Here is a 16,844-nt window from a genome sequence, read left to right on the forward strand (position 1 = left end):
CCCGGTCCCGCGGCACCGAAAGCGGCACCTCGCCGTCCGAGCCCTTCACCCGCTTCGTCGCAACCCCGTTCCGGCGATTGGTCTGCTCCCGCGGCGGCTCTGCGCCAGCCTCGTACCCCAGATGCGCAGTCAGTTCGGCCCCGAGCATCCGCTCCATCAGCCGGACCTTCAGCTCCTTCATCAGCCCGGCATCGCCAAGCAGATCATCAGGCCGCTTGCAGCCCTTCAGCAACTCGTCCAGCACTTCGTTCGAAATCGTCATCGTCCTTGCTCCTCTCAGGAAGCATGGACCCAATCAGCCATACACAGAAGACCGGACACTCTCGAACCTCGGCACAATCAGCCGAGCGAAACGGGCCGGCTTCGCGAAGAACTCGGGAACGGCCCCACACGCCAACGCTTCGAGCGTCACGTATTCGACCTCTTCCGAGAGCGGCGAGAGCCCGCCGAAATTCTCGACGATCTCGTCGCTCTGATCGGTCGTCGCTACAGCCTGATCGCGTATCTGTTCTACGTCTTCGATGACAACCAGTTCTTGCCGATCGGCACCACCACATTCGACAAGGCTTTCGAGCAACTCGGAATCGACGTTCGAACCTCCGGTCGATGCTCGTGGTCGAACTACCAGGAGTTCATCGCAGCGGTGCGCTCGGTCCAAGCAGGGCTGACCAGTTGGGTTGGGGTCAAGGAAGTCCGCCTGATCGACGCGCATTCCTATCTCTGGCTGTTGGTTCGCCTGCCGCAGAAGATCGAACAGATGCGACAGCAGGGCTTACAGCGGCCGGGTGATCTCAAGGCGGCTATGATCGGCCTCGCTCAGAGCGTGATCCACCGCGTCGGCAATGCCAACGGGCAGGCAGTCGAGCGGGTGGTGAAGAATAAGGAGCTCTTCGGGTTCTCTTCGACGGAAGCGTTCTATGATTTTCTATGCCACCTGTGGGAAGACCAGGACGGGCGATGCGTGCTGACAGGTCTGCCGATGCTGCTGCCGCAGAAAGGACGACCGGTTACCGAGTTAGTGGTTTCGATCGACCGAAAGGACAGCGCAGGCCACTATTCGCCGGAGAACATCCAGCTAACCTGTTGGTTCGCAAATCGCTGGAAGGGGACGCAGGCGGATCACGATTTCGCTGCGCTTATCGATATTCTGCGTCGGGGCGAGGAAGCCCAAGGCGATTATCCGCAGCACTTTGGAGCTATCACGGAATAGCGGTGTGCCGTTAGACATCCGCGCTTGATGCTCGCGCCACCACGAATTCCATCGACCGCTTCGACGGCACACGCGTCCTGTTCAAGCGCCAGACGATGACCGCAATCCCGTACTGCCAGCGCCGGTTTGCGGTGGCACGGCTGATGCCGAGTTCCCAGCAGATCGGCTTCCACGGCTTCCGGTTCGCTCGAAGCCACAGCAGGCGCGCGTCGGCGGGGTCGAGCCAGCGCAGCCAGAGAAGAGTATCCTCGGCCTGCGTTATGTCGCGCGGGCTTGGCTTCGGCCGTCGCATTCGAGGCTCCTGACCGACCCTGTCGGCGAAGGTGTGGAAATACTCGGGCCAGGCGTTGAAGTAGCCCTGCGGCTTCACCTCGGGCAGCGACCGGAAGACATCGGCAGCGCTTTCAAGGCGCGCTTCGACCATGGCGGAAGTCCACTCAGTCATGGGCGATCTCCCTTGGCTCGACACGCGGGCCGTAGAGTTTTTCTGCTAGCTGGCGGACCAGTTCCTGCTCCGGCCAGGTGAGACGCGGGTCGTCGATGGACACGGCCAGTAGACCATGGTCGTGCCAGCCGTCCTGCTTGACGCGATCTGGATCACGCCGGGTGCCACCATAGCCTCGGGGATACCACCTCATGCGACACCCCCGTTCGTTGCAATGGCCCAATGCAGGAGGGCGATGGCATCCGCCTCGTTGTCATCGGCGGGGCTGAACCCGCGCGCTCGCGCGGCTGCAATCATCGCCTCCTTGTCTGCATTGCCCTTGCCGGCGGCATGGCGCTTGATGGTGCCGACCGGAACGCCCTCATAGGGGATGCCGCGGAGTTCAGCCCATGCCGTGAGGGTGGCCATCAGACCGCCATAGACATGGGCAGCGTCCGTGCCGACATGGCGGCGGACTTCTTCGAACCAGATCGCGGCGACAGGACCTGACAGCCGGTCGACCTCGGTCAGCCAGTTGGTGAAGCGCAGGTAGCGCATCCCGCCGCCATCGAAGCGGCCGGGGCGAAAGGACGTCGTGCCAGAGGTGATCAGGCCGTCATGGCCACGCAAGGCCCAACCTGTCGTTGTCCCGAGGTCGAGGGCAAGGATGCAGGACGTGGAAAGGCACCCCGGTTCGAGGCGCAGGTCGGCAGTCTGGATGGTCAGCGTCATGTTGAAGGCTCACCTGAATCGTGGGCCTTCGGCTTTGGTCATGGGCAGAGAATCATGACACGCGCACCCATTCAAGAAAAATGCGCCTGAACACACCTCTGTCCCACCTGGTCTTGGGGTGTCCCACTTGCCGATCAAAGTGGGACGCCAGATTTTCATTTCAAAACAAGGCGTGTCCCACCTGTCCCACTTGTCCCACCTTTTTCCCTACGTCGCATGAGGAAGAATGAGGTCAGCCGGGACATATGCGCTTCATATGGGAAAGAGAGAAGTTGGCGGTCCAAGTGGGACAGGTGGGACAGGATTGATTTGAAATGGTTTTTTCTGTCCCACCTTGGGATTGAAGTGGGACAGGCCGCGAAGTGGGACAGCGGCAAAACGAAAAAGGGCACCCGGTTGGATGCCCCCTCCATGCCTGCCACGGCCATCGCGACGTCAGCCGCGCGGCGACCTGCGGTAACGCCATTCGCGGGTCGCGCCTGCGCCGCTGCGGTATCGCTCCCAATCCCGCGACTTCAGCCAAGCCCCCACACGCATCTGGTCGCCCTTCGTCCATTTCGCTGGCTCGATGCCGAGCGCGTCTTCGAGGATTTCACCCACCGACACATCGCGGATCGGCTCGGGACGTTCGAACTCTTCATCCTGCCAATCATCCCAGCCCGCGTGGCCGCGATTGACGCTGCGGGTGTCGTGCGTCAGCCAGCGGTCGATCCGCGCGTCCCAGGCATCCGCCTGATAGCGCGCTTCCTGCGCGGCGGCGGCCTCGGCGAGCAGCGCCGGATCGTCGATCCACCAAATCGCGCCTTCGCGGAAACGGTGGACGGCTTCGGCCCAGAGTTGATCCCGGTCGCGAGCGATTGCGGCGATGTCGATGCTGCCACAGCGTAGTGGCCAGAAGCGGCGATTGCCGGTTTCGTCCCGCAGATAGGTGTCGGGGTTCACAGTGCCCGCGAAGACGCATTGGCGCGGCACTTCAACGGTGTAACGGCCATAGGGCGGTCGGAAGCGGTCGGTGGTGCGGGTCAGAAACGCCTTGATGCGCGAGACCTCGGCGCGGCCGATAGCATCGAGTTCGGCAATTTCCACGATCCAGACGCCCTGCATGTGGATGGCAGCATCCTTGGACCCAAGCTCGGGCAACTCGTCGGTGAACCAATCCTCGCCCGCGAGCACCTTGATCGCGGTGGATTTGCGCGCGCCTTGCGGCCCTTCGAGGATCAGCATGTGGTCGGCCTTCACCCCGGGCCGGTAGATCCGGGCCACCGCCGAGATCAGCCAGAGCGCGCCGATGGTGTGATGGAAGGCGGTCGGCGCTGCGCCGAGATAGGTGCTTGTCCAGGTCTCGATCCGGGGCGTGCCATCCCATTGCAGGGTGTCGAGCCAGTCGCGGACTGGGTGAATGCGCAGGTCGCGCGCCACTGCGCCGATACCTCGGCTGACAACCATGGGGGCGACGTTCAGCCCGCGCAACTGCAGCCATTCGGCGGTGCGCACATCGTCGGCATCATCCCATGGTCGCGGAAATCGGAGGGCCGGGTCATCCCACGGCAGCGGCTGACGAACCACGATGGATTGGGCGAACTCGTCGAAGGCCAGGAGCCCGGCAAAGACCGGATCCGAGGACAGGGCGATGATCACATTGGCCTCGTTGCGCTCGGGCGTGCCGGACAGATCCTGACACAGCCGCCCAAACCAGGCGGGACGCGCAATCCTGCCCTGCGGATCGCCCGTCGCATGCACGCGGCGGCGCAGTTCCGTCAATTGCTTGTCGAGGATCGACATGGAGATGCCGGTCGCGGTCTTGATCCGGGCGAGGATCTGGCGTTCGGGCAGCGGATCGAGCCGGGCAAGCGCAAGGCGACCGAGAAGGCTGGAGAGCGCGGCGAGTTCGGGCGGGTTGGTCAGTGCCTCGGCGGCGGCAATCAGAGCGTCCGGATCGCCAGGTGCCGGAGCCGCCACTGGCGTCATGGTCTCAGGTCCGCCCGGCTCGTCCGCCGAAATCTCCGGGCGATAGTCGGTCGCACGCGCTCCGCGCATCAGATCGTCGTTGAAATCATCGCCATGGAGCGGGACCACGATCTCGTTCGGAATGTCGGCCCGGTTCAGGCGATCCGACAGGGTCGCAGCGGCTTGACGACCTGCGTCGCCTGCATCGGCGTAGATCGTGATCCGCGTCGTGCCCGTCGGCCACTGAAACCGCGCGAGCCCGTCGGCAGAGAGCGCCGCCCAGACGGCGGTGCCGAACAGGGTATGCGCCGCTAGGGCGGTCTCGATGCCTTCGGCAATGCCGAGATGGCCGTCCGCAGGCATGGCGAACAGGCGCACGGCCGCATCCGCTACCGATCCCAGCATCTTCTTCCCGGCAGACGCCTTGGCGCTGCCGTCGTCGAGCAGGAAGGTCCGGTGAATACCCTGAGCGCGGGTGCCGTCTGCCAGGCGTGGCAATGCGATCAGGCCCGGCCAACCGCGTCGCGTGTCGAAATCCGGCAGATCGGGGTGGAACAACAGATCCGGGCATCCCGGATCGGCAAGGCCGCGGATGCGGAGGTAGGTTTCGCCGGGCGTGCCAGCGAGCGGCTGTGCGCCGTCAATCAGTCGCGCAATCTCGCCGGTATGATCGGGCTTCGGGCGCGGCGCGTTTCGGGGCGCGGGATGATCCATCCCGGCAATCCGGGCGGCTTCGTCGAAAAGCGCGCCGTCGCTCAGCCCCGTCGCCTGCGCGATCAGATCGATGGGCCCGGCGCTTTCACCAGTGGCATAATCGAAGCCCCAGCCTGCATAAGGCCCGTCGAGGTGGATGGTGCACGACCCTTCCTTGCGTGGCGGGCGGCCGGACAGGTCGGCACAGCGTAAGGAGCGACGGTCGCGCGCCAGCCGCGCCTCCGGAAAGATGCTGGGGAGCCAGTCGCCTGCGGTGGCGGCAAGCCGATCCTTCACGGCGGCCAGATCGTGGCGTGCCTTCGGCGTGGCGACATCGTTGAGATCGATCATCGCGTCCCCTCACGCCAGGAGGACGAGGCCGCGCTCGGCGCGGGTGATGGCGGTGTAGAGCCAACGGCGGCGGTCGATCTCGCTGCGGCCCAGTCCGTCGTCCCAGACGATCACGTTCTCCCACTGCGATCCTTGCGCCTTGTGGGCAGTGATCGCCCATCCGAAGGTCGCCTCGGTCAGCTTGCGCTTTTCCCGCCAGTCGCGGTCATGGCGCTTGGCATCGTAAGCGACGTGATCCTCGAAATGCCCCTTGTAGATGCGCAACCGGCCCGGGCGGCCGTCGCTGTCGAATGGCGTCACACGCCGCCCGTCCTCGTCATGCACCACGGCCGAGAAGTAGAGGCTGCCTTCGTCGACGATATCCTCGAGGGTCAGGAACATGCCGTTGATCAGACCGAGCGAATTGTCGTTCTTCAGGCAGATGATCTTTTCCGCCCCGCCAGTGGGCAGATACGTCCCGCCCAGCCCGGCCGCCGCGCGCATCGCGTTGTTCAGCTGGAAGCGCGTCGCGTTCAGGCCGCAGATCAACTGCCCGCCGCGCAGCGCCTGATCCGGCGTGATGTCGCCCTTGCGCAGTTTGGCGACATGGGCGTCGTAAACCCCGAAGCCGATGGGTTCCCCCATCCGCGCCATCGTGGCGAGACGGATGATGGCGCTCTCGGCCGCCTGGCGGTGAATCTCCGTCAGCATCACGTCGGGGGCGTCCCGGGTGAAGGCCCCTTCGCCCTTGATCGGCGGCAACTGGCCGGGATCGCCCAGCACGAGGATCGGCTTGCCGAAACTCATCAGGTCGCGGGCCATCTCCTCGCCCACCATCGACACCTCGTCCAGCACGATGAGCCGCGCATCCGCGGCATCGCTTTGCGGGTTCAGGGCGAAACGGGGATGCTTCATCGCGGACAGCGCCTGGCGCATCGCCTCGATCCCCGCCTCGGCCGCGGTCCTGTCGAAACCGGTCAGCTTGCGCGCGGCGGTCTCGGCCTCCTGAACCTTGGCGGTTGCGGCGGCGATTTCCTCTTCGGTCGACTCGATCACCGAATAGATCAGGCTGTGGACGGTGCGGGCGGGCGTGCCCTTGCGGCTCAGGACCAGTGCGGCCTTGCCCGTGAAGGTCGCGGTGACGACGCCCGGCACGCAACCGCCGTCCTTCGCGCAGCGATGGGGTGACAGTCCAAGGTCGTCGAGGGCGAATTTCAGGACCGTGCTCTTGCCCGACCCGGCATAACCGAAGAGCCGGAACACCTGCTGCTGCTCGGCGCGGTTCTCGAACCAGTCGCGGACTTCGGCGATGGCGGCGGCCTGCGCGGCCGAGGGGACGAAGTCAGACACCGACGCCCCTCCAGCACCGCTCTGCCCACGCGCAGGGCGCGTGCCACTTGCCGCCGGCCATGCCGCCCCGGCAGACGACCGCCGTGGGCTCGGTGGCCATCCGGGGTAACCATTCGCCGGCCGCCGAGGCCTGGACGACCGTGACGGCCCGATCCGACATCTCCTGCGCAAGGCGGGCATCGAACGGGACGAGTTCCGCATGCAATTCCATCGTGTCGCGGTTCAGCGCGGTGAACAGCGCCGGGTTGGGCAGGTCCATGTAGGCCTGATAAAGGGCGATTTGGGCGGCATAGACAGGCCGCGCGATGCTGACGCCGCGCCTGACCACATCCTTCCAGCTGGAGGCCCCGAGCGCCTTGTTCTCCCAGAGGGCGGGGAAATCCATCGCGACGGGGCCCGAGACGAAGCAGCCGTCGATATGGCCCTTGAACCGGCCCGCCATGGCCTCGAAGCCGAACTGGCGGCCATCGGGGCGTTCGGTGCGCAGGTCGAACCCGGCGATCCTGAACCAGCCCGCGACAATGTCCTCGGCCCGGTGGCCAGCCTCGAAGATGCGCAGGATGCGCGGTTCGAACTCCTGGCCCTCGTCCTTGGGCACCGCGAGGAAGTCATACTGGATCTGGCGCAGACAGTCGCGCCCGAGCCCCGAGGAACTGACATAGGTGCGGGGGCGCTCGGCACGATTGCGCGCCGTCAGGGCCGCATCGATGGCGGATGAGACGGCCGTGGCGATCGGCGGACGCGGCGCATCCTGACCGTAGATGCAGCCCGAGCCGTGGTTCAGGTCGATCATTGGTCGCGCTCCCAGAACCCGCCAGCCTGCGCGATGCAGGTCAGCTTGTGATGCTGGGCCTCGGTCAGCCGGGCACGCGCGCCGAATTTCTCGAGCTTCAGGCGCAGGCTCTCGCAGAACTCGACTTCGAAGTCGGTGATGGCGTTCGCCGTCGCGGCGGCGAGAAGGTCGGTCCAGGGGGCGGTCTCGTCGTTCAGGTCGATCATGGCTGACCCCTCAGAACGGAATCGGATCGTCATGGGCCGTGCCGGTCCGCTCCTTGCGTGCGCCCTGCGCCAGCATGCTGTCCACGTAGCCGGTGACGGCCGCCTCGATCAGACGGTCGATGTCGGCGGCGGTGCGGTTGAAGAAGGGCGCCATCAGGCCAAGGTCGGTCAGCGCTTCGGCGAACAGCACCCGGGCGTCGCGGATGGCCTGTGCCTCGCGGGCGGTCTTGTCGATCATGCCGTTGTTCCTTTGGGCGATGGCGCTGCCCACGTCCTGACAGCGGAGCGAGCAGAAGCGGTGATAGGGGTAGCGGTCGTGCTGGAGCCGGTGGACGTAGCCAAAGCCCCGGGCCTCCCGGGCGCAGACGGCGCAGATCGTCACCCGAGCAAGAGCGTCGCGATCGGGTCGTCCCGTGGCCAATCCTGCCGGTGAAGCCGTTGCGATTGCATCACGATCCAGCGCGAGATGGCGTTCACCGCCATGGCCTCGAGGTCGCCGAGGGTGAGGCTTGCGATGGGTTGGTGCAGTCTTCCTCGGGCCTCGAGCCATCTTCCGATCTCCAGCGCGGCGGCGCGCGTCACTTGCGCCTGCCATTCGTCGGGGGTCATGGGCCGGTCGCCCGGCCCAGCCCCATCGGGCTTGGCGGTGGTGGATCGCACCGACCCACCCGACCGCCGCTTCCGCCGCGCTTCAGCCATTGAGCCACGCGGGCATGGCGGGGGTGCCCGGCGCAGCGGGTGCGGGGGCCTGCGGCGCGGGCGGAGCGGCCGGGGCGTTCTGCGCGCCCCAGGCGGGCGCCGGTGCCGCCGCGGGCTGCGGTGTCGCGCCCCAGTTCGGCGCCGCAGGCGACGGTTGCGCCGCGCCCCAGGCCGGTGCCGGAGCCTGCCAGCCCGGCGCCGCGACGCTCGCGGCCTTGCGCGGCGGGGCGTTGACCGGATCGGGCGGGACGATTTCGCCGCGCATGATCGCGGCATGCTGCGGCTCATCGGGCAGAACGACGTTGGCGATGCGGTTCTGGTCGCGGTACTGCGGGTTGGAGGCGGGTTCCACCATGATGCGGGCGGCGAAGACGATGCCCTCCAGATGCCGCAGACCGGGCAGAACCCGCTTGGCCTTGGCGGCGGGGCTTTCGTCCCTGGGATCAAGGCCAAGGGCGCTGTCCACGATGGCGCGAAAGGTGGATTTCGAGATCTTCCAGCCGATGGACTGGCCCTTCTCGTCCAGCTTGCCGCCCGCGACGGTGAAGCTCTGCCAGAACTTGCGGCGGGCATGGGGGCCGTCGACCACGGTGAATTCGCAGTCGAGCATGCGCGCGTCGCTGGACTGCGAAGCCTTCAGCAGCCCCGCATCCGCCGGGGTCGCGCCGTTCACGCCGCCGGGGCGGATGGTCAGGCGCACCTTGGCGAAGGTGCCGTCCGGGATCAGTTCCCCGATGGGGGCCATCTGCGGCTGGGCGTCGTTCAGATCGTAGCTCATGGTCATGTCCTTTCAGGGATCAGGAGGCGAAAGCGGGGTGATGGGGGGCGCGGCCGTCGATCCGGGCGAGCAGCGCGCCGAGGTCGGGCGGTTCGGTCAGGTCGAGGCGGCCGGAGCGGTCCTTGGCGGGAAGGCCCCAGGGGTTGCCCGACTTGCAAACAAGGCGGCGGTCGGTGGCGGTCTCGTCCAGCACCCAGCCACCCTCGGCATCGCGGGCGAAGAGGTGCATCGAGACGACCTGGTCCACGATGCCCGGCAACTCCCGCCCGGCCTTGCTGCCTTCCATCTGCGGTTGCCAGGTGACGGTGCCGAAGTCGTCGGTCACCTTTTCCAGAACGCCGACGAAGATCACGGTCTTGCCGCGCGCATGCTGGAGGTGCTTCAGCGCCTGGATCACCTCGCGCCCCAGAAGCCCGTAGGCGCCCCGGACATCCGGCTTGCCGGTCCGGTCCGAGAAGGCCTCGGGCTGCTGGCGGGCATAGGCCATCGCCTGCCGGGTAAGATCGGTGATCGAGTCGACAAAGACGATGCGGCGCGCTGCGAGGAAGGCCTCAATACCGCTTTCACGGTGCTGGGCCTGCAGCCACGCATGGCGTTCGGTTCCATACCAGGACTGCGGGTGTTGCGCGGGGTCCGGTCCGCCGATCAGCACCGCAAGATCGCGGAAGTCGGTGAAACTGCGCACCGGGATCGAGGCGCCGCGCCAGTCCTGCACCGATTTCATCCCGGCCTCGAGGTCGAGGCAGACGGTTTCCTCGGCAGGCAGGGACTTCAGAAGCGTGGTCTTGCCCACGCCGGGCGGGCCGAAGATGGCGAGCGAGGTCTTGTTCTCGGCGGCCGAAAGGCGTTCGTCGGCGGTGATGATGCGGAAGGCCATGGGGTTCTCCGAAGGAATGAAAGGTCGCGGCGGCGGGGGTGACCGGGTGCCGAAGGGGAACCTGCCCGGCGTTGCCGCTCGGGCGTCCCGCCGCCGCGCGTCACCGGTCTCGGGTCTCGAGCCGGAACACGGGTTTGCCGGTGGTCTCGGACCGGGCGGCTGCGAAGCCTTCGCGCATGGCATCGGGCCAGGCCCCGAAGCGGCGTTCGGGCACGCGATAGGCGATCTCGAGATACTGGGTCGGATCGTCGCCGGCCTCGCGGATCCGGGTTGCCATGGTGGCCAGCCGGTCCTGATCCCAGGTGACCTTCTTCGGCAGGTCGGCGATCACGACCACGCCCGCATCCTCGATCCGGACCGTGCCGGAGGTCTTGCCCTGTCCAGACCGCTCGGCCTCGGTCGCGGCGCCATAACGCTGCGCCAGTGCCGCCTCGAAACGGTCCTTCAGGCGCTTGACCCGGGCGCTCTCGGCCGCTGCTTCGTCCTGCAGCGCAAGAAGCAGCGCAGCGGGCATGTCGGCGATCTCGCCGATGGACAGCCGATCGAGGTCGTCGAACGTTGGCAGGTTGTTGAGGCGGGCCTCGGTCGGCGCCTCAGTGCTGGGGAACGGCATGGCCATTACCGCCCCTCCCGCTTCAGGGCCGCATCCACGGCACGGTCCGTGCCTACAGCCCCGGCTTCCCGAGCCAGACGGTGGAGCTTTTCCAACGCCGAGGATCGCTGGATGGCCGCGGACAGTTCGGCATTCGCGGCGACGATCGCGATGGCGATATCGTCAACACTCGCGGTCTCGACGGGCAGCGGATCGGTGGCATTGCCGGGACGCCAGGAGGTGGGGATCACCTCCGGCAGATCCTCAAGGCTGCGGAAAGCCTTGCGCAGGAGCGCAAGCGGGCCGTTGGTCTCGGTCATGTCCGTTTCTCCGTTGAGGGATGGGGCCGAGTTTCCGGCCAGAAGGAAGTAGACGGACGGCGGCAGCCGATCCCCGATCCAGGCAAGCGCGGCGCGCATCAGGCGGCCTCCTCTGTCGCGATGAGATGGGAAAACGGGATCGGCGCATGGCGCGGCTTGGTCCGCGCGATGGCCAGATAGGCGAAGCGGTCGGGGCCGACGCGGACCTGCACCAGATGTACCAGCGCGGCCTCGAAGGCGCGGTGGGCGGCACTGGCCAGCGCTCCGAGCCTGCGGCGATCCGGTTCCGGCAAGGTGGAAATCACCGCCGTGGTATCGATCCCGAGAAACCCGCGATGATACTCGAGGCGGTCGCCCGGCATGGCCTGGCCGATCCAGGCGCAGAACTCGATGTCGGTGAGCGGCCGGGCCTTTGCGGGCGTGAATTCGGTGAGGGGCATGACGATCATCTCCATGTCGGTCCTCTACTCACGCTGCTCTCGAACCGTCCCACTTGGCCCCGATCCCGCGCATGGCGAGGTCGAGCCGCAGGCGGGCGATGTGACGGTAGAGGGCGGACCGGGAGGTGCCGGTATGCTCGACGATCTCTGCGACAGCGCAGGTGCCAAGTGCCGCGCAAAGCCCGCGCGCTTCCTCGGGCAGGCCGCCCAGCACCCGGGCGAGATCGTGACGGGTGTCGGCGTCGTTAGCGGCAGAGCGGTCCTGTCCATGCCAGGCGGCCAGACCATCGGCTTCCGCCAGCAAGCAGCCCAACGGTTCGGTCCCGCCGGAAACGGGGGCATCGAGCGAAAGCACCGTGCCGCCCTGCATCCTGCGTTGGCGATGATGGCGGATGGCGATGCGCGAGGACTGGTTGCGCAGGACGATGTTGGCGAAAGCGCCGATGCTGCCACGGCGCGCGTCGAAGCCGGGCAGCCGACAGATCAGGTCGATCAGCAGGTCCTGGCGGAGATCGTCGAGATCGGCGGCAGGCAGCACCAGCTTGCGATGCAGGCGGCGCGCGGCAACGGCCGCCTCGTCGATCAGCGTGGCAAGGTCATCGGGGGAAATCGGCGGAAGCATTCGGGAGCACCTTGGAACATGTTGCTGTTGTTCCGAATGTGCCGCTCAGCGCGCTGCTGCCGGTGTAATTGCCATGTGTTTGTTATGTGCGGATTGTGTGTGGCGGCCTCAGGGTTGGATGACCACTTCGGCAGGGTCGAGGCCGAGCCGATAGCCGCGCGCGCGAACCGTCGCGACCAGCGATTTCGCCTGCGCCTCGGGCATGCCGGAGGAGATAAGCGCGTTGCGAAGGTCGCGGGCGATTTCATTGGCGGGACGGCCGGTCTGCCTCTCGATATTCTGCTTTTTCAGGACTGGATCACGCTTGACGGATTGCTCGATCAGCAGCCGAAACAGCGCGAACATCTGAGTCGGCAGGTCGAGCCGACGGCCGTCGAGAGTGACCGATTGCGCCGAAAGCGTCATGACAAGGCGCGGCACTGAAGATGGCGGATCGAGGACGAGGCGTTCCGTGCCATCCGACCCCAGCTTGAAAACCGCCGCAATATCGTGGGGCTCGACCCCGACCTCCCGCAACCTGACAGCGATTGCCGCGGAAAGGTCGTGGACGATTGCCATGATCGGCTTCGGCCCCACGGCCGCCCTGATCGCCATCACCGCGCCCGGCGCAACCAGATTTTCGGCATCGATTGACAGGACCACGGCATGGCCGGACGGGGTCTCCCCCAACAACCAGACGCCGTCAGCAATGCAGGCAACTACGCCGCCCAGATTCCCGCTGGCTGTAATCCGGGCCACGAGCCGGTCGACGTCGACCGAGAAGCGGCGCAGATCGTCTTTCTGCAGGATCACGTCTTCGGCCGGATCGTGCGGGCAGCAAGCGCGGAACGTGTCGTCCAACTGTTCGAGGGGGCGCGCATCAAGCCCGCAATCGCACTCCGCGCAGACCGACCAGGTATCGGCCCTCCGTTCCTCGATCAGCACCTGCGCCCGCAAGAGGCGCTCCACATCACTTGCGGGAAAGCGGCTCAGCGCCCGGCCCGAGATCAAGGCCCGGGCGCCGCCCTCACTCAGCCGCGTCCACAACCATGCCAGCATCGCGGTCCTTCTCCAGCCCGTGCCGCGCGATCAGCGTGTGGACCGCCTTTTCGAACCGCGTCCGGCGGAAGGCGAGCGTCCCCGGTGGCTTCAGCCGCACCGTAACCTGTGCCGGACGCTTTGCGCCGGTTTCGAATGCGACCCGAAAGGTGATCTCGCCCAACCGCCAGCCCCGGCCGAACCGCACCTCGCTGCCGCGGAAATGCGTAAGCGCGCCGCCGGATGCGTCCTTCGATTCCCAACTGCGTACATGACGCCAGCGCTGATCCTCTTCATCCCGCTCGAAGAGGTCAGCGGCGGCGGCCACGATCCGAACCTCCTTGATGGTCTCGTCATAGCGATGCTGGAACGCGAAATCGGGCCCGGCATCGCTGATCGGATCGAGCGTATAAAGATCGCGGGCGTCCCGCCCCGAGAAGAACCCGGGCCGCCTCAGTATATGCCGGGCGAAAAGCTCGGCGATCTCGCCTTGCTGCGCCTTGACCACGCCGCCCACGAACAGGCGCCCTTCCACCGGGGAGTAACGCAGCACCGCATATTTGACCGCGCGAAGGGTAATGATCTCTTCGCGATCCCCGGTGACCACCGGCGTCGTAGTGACCTGCGCGCCGTGGCTGATCACCAGGTTGATTTCGCCGTCTTCCTCATAGGGCCCAAGGCGGCAATATTGACCCTGCAGGTCCTGCGAAAACAGATTGATCACCGCAGCCTTGAAAGCCTCGGTCATTTCTTCGGTCAGGTCCGCTCCAACATCGCGTTCCGGGCCGCGAAACTCGGCGGGCGAAGTCGGCGCACGCAGCGCATGAAAGTCGGCTGCTGCCTCGAAAACGCGGTGATGCAGCAGGTACGTGTGAAGCGCGACGTGTTTGGGATCATGGCGAATGGGCGCTGCCTCGGCGTCGGCAGGGTCGGGCTCGGGATAGAGAACCACGCCACGACGACGGGCTTCGTTCAGAATAAGCTGCATGCCCTCGCTGGTTCCAAGCTCGGCAACGCGATGCAAATCGGCGACCATTCCGGCGTTCCAGCCTGCAACGGTTCCTTCGAAATGCGTCGCCAGAGCCGCCCGAACGGTTGGGGCCTCTCCCTCGAATGCCACAGGCAGTTCGTCCTCGCCGAAGTGCCGAACGAACAAAACCCGCATCAGGGCCGGATCAATGGTTTTGAGAAACTTCGGATTAACAAATTTCTTGAGATCGGAACCCACGGGAATACCTCGCAAACGGCCGACATGTTCTGATTATGTTCTACCCGACCGGACAACCGGGAGTCGAGTCCGAGGCGGCTCTACCCGCGCCTTTCCGGACTCCGTGGGACGGTTCGCGAATGCGGTGAGTAGGAGAAGGGCGAGACATCACGGACCGCCCTTCATGAAACGCCCGAATCCTTTGCCGCCCGACCAGATGACCCCCGCCGAACGCCGCGCCGAACTGTGCGGCCTGCTGGCGCTCGGGCTGATCCGGCTGCTGCTGCGCGAGCGGGGCGAACCTTCTGACGAGACTGGAGAAATTCGCCTACACTATCCGCCCGAGCGATGCCGTCATGCAACTCCAACTCACCGGAGAAACGCATGACGACCCACGATCCCATCCCCGCGCGCCTGGCGGCACTGAAGACTGCGACGACGCCCGAACTGAAGCAGCAGTGGCGCGATCTATTCGACAGCGAGCCCCCGCCCTTCAACCGGCGCTATCTCGAAAGCCGGTTGGCATACCGGATCCAGGAACTCGCCTATGGCGGGCTGAAGCCCGAGACCATCCGGCGGCTGGAACGGCTGGGTGAGGACCTCGACGGCGGCGACAGGAAGAAGAGCCGCGTCCGCGCGGACGCCATGCCCATCGCCGGCACGCGGCTGATCCGCGAGTGGCAGGCCGTCGAGCACGTCGTTACCGTCACCGCGGACGGCTTCGAATGGCAGGGGCGGCCGTACAAGTCGCTGTCCGCGATCGCCCGCGCGATCACCGGCACGCGCTGGAACGGCTGGGTCTTCTTCGGGCTCAAGAACCACAGGGGGCGGAGATGACGAAGCCACCCCCCGAAAAATCGAAGCCCGTCCGCAAGCTGCGCTGCGCGGTCTACACCCGGAAATCCTCCGAGGAAGGGCTGGAGCAGGAGTTCAACAGCTTGCACGCGCAGCGCGAGGCCTGCGAAGCCTACATCGCCAGCCAGCGGTCCGAGGGCTGGGTGCTGGTCCGCGATCAGTATGATGACGGCGGCACCTCCGGCGGCACGCTGGAACGCCCCGGCCTGCAGCGGCTGATCGACGACATCGAGGACGGACTGGTCGACGTGGTGGTGGTCTACAAGATCGACCGCCTCAGCCGCTCGCTCGCGGACTTCGCCAAGCTGGTCGAGGTGTTCGACCGGAACGGTGTGACCTTCGTCTCCGTCACGCAGTCGTTCAACACGACCACGTCCATGGGGCGGCTGACGCTGAACATCCTGCTGTCATTCGCTCAGTTCGAACGCGAGGTGACCGCGGAACGCATCCGCGACAAGGTCGCGGCCTCTCGGCGCAAGGGCATGTGGATGGGCGGGGTGCCGCCCTATGGCTACCGCGTCGAGAACCGGAAGCTGGTGATCGACGACGAACGCGCCGAGCATGTCCGCTGGATCTTCGAACGCTTCCTCGAGATCGGGTCCTGCACGGAACTCGCGCGGGAGGTTGGCAAGCGCGGCATCCGCACGCCGCGCGGCAACCGGATCGACAAGAAATACCTCTATCGGATGCTCAACAACCGCGCCTACATCGGGGAAGCGGTCCACAAGGGCGACAGCTATCCCGGCGAACACGACGCGATCATCGGCCGCGAGATGTGGGACCGGGTCCACGCCATTCTGCAGGAAAGCCCCCGCAAACGTGCCGCACGCACCCGCGCCGACACGCCCGCACTGCTGAAGGGGCTGCTGTTCGGGCCCGATGGCACCGCGTTCTCGCCGACGCATACCCGCAAGGGCGGGCGGCTCTACCGCTATTACGTCAGCCAGACCGTGCTGAAGCATGGTGCAGGGGCGTGCCCCGTGGGCCGGGTGCCTGCGGGCGAGATCGAAGCCGCCGTCATCGACCAACTGCGCGCTGTGTTCCGCCAGCCAGAGATCGTCGCGGGGACGTGGAAGGCTGCGCGCGCCCACGCCGACGGCATCACCGAAACCGAGGCCCGCGCAGCCCTGCAGAAACTGGACCCGCTGTGGGACGAACTCTTTCCAGCCGAGCAGGCGCGCATCGTGGCCCTGTTGGTCGAGCGGGTCGAGATTAGCACCGAAGGCTTGAACGTCCGCCTGCGCTTGGACGGGTTGACCGGGCTCGCGCGCGAAATCACCGCCGACATAGGAGCAGCCGCATGACCCGCGCCACCCCGGTCCCCGATACTGTCACCATCCATGTCCCGTTCCGCCTCGTGAAGCGTGGGGGGCGGAAGGAGATGCAGTTGCCCGGAGGCGCGTCGACCCCGCGCCGCCCCGATGACGCACTCGTCAAGGCACTGGCCCGCGCGTTTCGCTGGAAGCGGATGCTGGACTCGGGCGAGTTCGCGTCGATTTCCGAACTGGCCGCGAGGGAAGGCATTGCCTTCACCTACATGGCGCGGATCCTGCGCCTGACACTGCTCTCGCCCGATATCGTGGAGACGATTCTGGACGGGAAGCAAGGGCCGGAGATCACGCTGGCGCGGGCTCTGGAGCCGTTTCCGGTTGAATGGTCAAGGCAGTCATCAGATAGATAGCACAATCCCCTGAGCACCTTTTGCAAGCCGTGCCGCCAAGAGGGGGTAGTGCAAAAGATTGGCAGGGGCAT

At 66.2% G+C, this 16,844-nt stretch carries 23 protein-coding genes; 5 read left to right on the forward strand and 18 right to left on the reverse strand.

Annotation, left to right across the window (positions count from 1 at the left end):
* Positions 1-262 (reverse strand): transposase (locus G481_RS23610; RefSeq protein ID WP_035025886.1); only part of this gene is annotated, 262 nt, incomplete at its 3' end.
* Between the two features lie 273 nt (positions 263-535).
* On the opposite strand from G481_RS23610, the gene G481_RS25140 reads away from it, so the two are divergent.
* The gene (locus G481_RS25140; RefSeq protein ID WP_154664589.1) at positions 536-1,210 is read left to right on the forward strand and encodes a hypothetical protein; all 675 of its coding nucleotides are present in this window, start codon (positions 536-538) and stop codon (positions 1,208-1,210) included.
* 10 nt (positions 1,211-1,220) lie between these two features.
* Here G481_RS25140 and G481_RS0111315 read toward each other — a convergent pair whose 3' ends face one another.
* The 17 genes from G481_RS0111315 to G481_RS0111395 form a co-directional block, all read right to left on the reverse strand.
* Entirely contained in the window at positions 1,221-1,655 is a 435-nt protein-coding gene (locus G481_RS0111315; protein ID WP_028030129.1) for a DUF6362 family protein, read from the reverse strand.
* Entirely contained in the window at positions 1,648-1,848 is a 201-nt protein-coding gene (locus tag G481_RS0111320; protein ID WP_028030130.1) for a hypothetical protein, read from the reverse strand. The genes G481_RS0111315 and G481_RS0111320 overlap by 8 nt, the downstream gene beginning before the upstream one ends.
* Positions 1,845-2,366 carry a crossover junction endodeoxyribonuclease RuvC gene (locus G481_RS0111325; protein WP_028030131.1) on the reverse strand — a complete coding sequence of 174 codons (522 nt, stop codon included), beginning with the start codon at positions 2,364-2,366 and terminating at the stop codon, positions 1,845-1,847. The genes G481_RS0111320 and G481_RS0111325 overlap by 4 nt, the downstream gene beginning before the upstream one ends.
* 435 nt (positions 2,367-2,801) lie before the next feature.
* Positions 2,802-5,357 (reverse strand): VapE domain-containing protein, encoded by a 2,556-nt coding sequence (locus G481_RS0111330; protein ID WP_028030132.1) that lies wholly within the window; start codon positions 5,355-5,357, stop codon positions 2,802-2,804.
* Between the two features lie 9 nt (positions 5,358-5,366).
* Positions 5,367-6,686: an ATP-dependent DNA helicase gene (locus G481_RS0111335; protein WP_028030133.1), complete on the reverse strand. Its 1,320-nt coding sequence runs from the start codon at positions 6,684-6,686 to the stop codon at positions 5,367-5,369.
* Positions 6,679-7,479: a hypothetical protein gene (locus G481_RS0111340; RefSeq protein WP_028030134.1), complete on the reverse strand. Its 801-nt coding sequence runs from the start codon at positions 7,477-7,479 to the stop codon at positions 6,679-6,681. Before G481_RS0111340 ends, G481_RS0111335 begins: the two co-directional genes overlap by 8 nt.
* A complete protein-coding gene (locus G481_RS0111345; RefSeq protein WP_028030135.1) occupies positions 7,476-7,685 on the reverse strand; it encodes a hypothetical protein in 210 nt (69 codons plus the stop codon). Before G481_RS0111345 ends, G481_RS0111340 begins: the two co-directional genes overlap by 4 nt.
* Positions 7,686-7,695: 10 nt before the next feature.
* Complete coding sequence (locus G481_RS26480; RefSeq protein ID WP_062563528.1) at positions 7,696-7,923, reverse strand: DUF6511 domain-containing protein; 228 nt, start codon at positions 7,921-7,923, stop codon at positions 7,696-7,698.
* 140 nt (positions 7,924-8,063) lie between these two features.
* Positions 8,064-8,294, reverse strand: a complete 231-nt coding sequence (locus G481_RS0111355) for a hypothetical protein (RefSeq protein ID WP_028030137.1) — start codon at positions 8,292-8,294, stop codon at positions 8,064-8,066.
* Positions 8,295-8,376: 82 nt separating this feature from the next.
* Complete coding sequence (locus G481_RS0111360) at positions 8,377-9,162, reverse strand: hypothetical protein (protein ID WP_028030138.1); 786 nt, start codon at positions 9,160-9,162, stop codon at positions 8,377-8,379.
* 19 nt (positions 9,163-9,181) lie between these two features.
* A complete protein-coding gene (locus G481_RS0111365) occupies positions 9,182-10,039 on the reverse strand; it encodes an ATP-binding protein (protein WP_028030139.1) in 858 nt (285 codons plus the stop codon).
* Between the two features lie 100 nt (positions 10,040-10,139).
* Positions 10,140-10,658, reverse strand: coding sequence for a hypothetical protein (locus G481_RS0111370; protein WP_051294480.1), 519 nt, complete (start codon positions 10,656-10,658; stop codon positions 10,140-10,142).
* Positions 10,658-11,050 carry a hypothetical protein gene (locus tag G481_RS0111375; protein ID WP_051294481.1) on the reverse strand — a complete coding sequence of 131 codons (393 nt, stop codon included), beginning with the start codon at positions 11,048-11,050 and terminating at the stop codon, positions 10,658-10,660. The genes G481_RS0111370 and G481_RS0111375 overlap by 1 nt, the downstream gene beginning before the upstream one ends.
* Positions 11,050-11,406 (reverse strand): hypothetical protein, encoded by a 357-nt coding sequence (locus G481_RS0111380; protein ID WP_028030142.1) that lies wholly within the window; start codon positions 11,404-11,406, stop codon positions 11,050-11,052. Before G481_RS0111380 ends, G481_RS0111375 begins: the two co-directional genes overlap by 1 nt.
* 13 nt (positions 11,407-11,419) lie before the next feature.
* Positions 11,420-12,013 (reverse strand): sigma factor, encoded by a 594-nt coding sequence (locus G481_RS0111385; RefSeq protein ID WP_028030143.1) that lies wholly within the window; start codon positions 12,011-12,013, stop codon positions 11,420-11,422.
* Between the two features lie 108 nt (positions 12,014-12,121).
* On the reverse strand, positions 12,122-13,051 hold the full coding sequence (locus tag G481_RS0111390) for a helix-turn-helix domain-containing protein (RefSeq protein ID WP_028030144.1): 930 nt from the start codon (positions 13,049-13,051) through the stop codon (positions 12,122-12,124).
* The gene (locus G481_RS0111395) at positions 13,020-14,258 is read right to left on the reverse strand and encodes a hypothetical protein (protein WP_035025889.1); all 1,239 of its coding nucleotides are present in this window, start codon (positions 14,256-14,258) and stop codon (positions 13,020-13,022) included. Before G481_RS0111395 ends, G481_RS0111390 begins: the two co-directional genes overlap by 32 nt.
* A gap of 163 nt (positions 14,259-14,421) precedes the next feature.
* Between G481_RS0111395 and G481_RS25435 the strand changes: the two genes are divergently transcribed.
* The 4 genes from G481_RS25435 to G481_RS0111410 are packed head-to-tail and all read left to right on the forward strand — an operon-like array spanning position 14,422 to position 16,773.
* Positions 14,422-14,625: a hypothetical protein gene (locus G481_RS25435; protein WP_084450866.1), complete on the forward strand. Its 204-nt coding sequence runs from the start codon at positions 14,422-14,424 to the stop codon at positions 14,623-14,625.
* Positions 14,622-15,074, forward strand: coding sequence for a DUF2924 domain-containing protein (locus tag G481_RS0111400; protein WP_028030146.1), 453 nt, complete (start codon positions 14,622-14,624; stop codon positions 15,072-15,074). Before G481_RS25435 ends, G481_RS0111400 begins: the two co-directional genes overlap by 4 nt.
* Positions 15,071-16,396, forward strand: coding sequence for a recombinase family protein (locus G481_RS0111405; RefSeq protein WP_028030147.1), 1,326 nt, complete (start codon positions 15,071-15,073; stop codon positions 16,394-16,396). The genes G481_RS0111400 and G481_RS0111405 overlap by 4 nt, the downstream gene beginning before the upstream one ends.
* Positions 16,393-16,773, forward strand: coding sequence for a hypothetical protein (locus tag G481_RS0111410; RefSeq protein ID WP_028030148.1), 381 nt, complete (start codon positions 16,393-16,395; stop codon positions 16,771-16,773). Before G481_RS0111405 ends, G481_RS0111410 begins: the two co-directional genes overlap by 4 nt.
* The last annotated feature ends 71 nt before the right edge of the window (positions 16,774-16,844 follow it).

The sequence above is a fragment of the Gemmobacter nectariphilus DSM 15620 genome (genome assembly GCF_000429765.1).
Taxonomy (GTDB): domain Bacteria; phylum Pseudomonadota; class Alphaproteobacteria; order Rhodobacterales; family Rhodobacteraceae; genus Wagnerdoeblera; species Wagnerdoeblera nectariphila.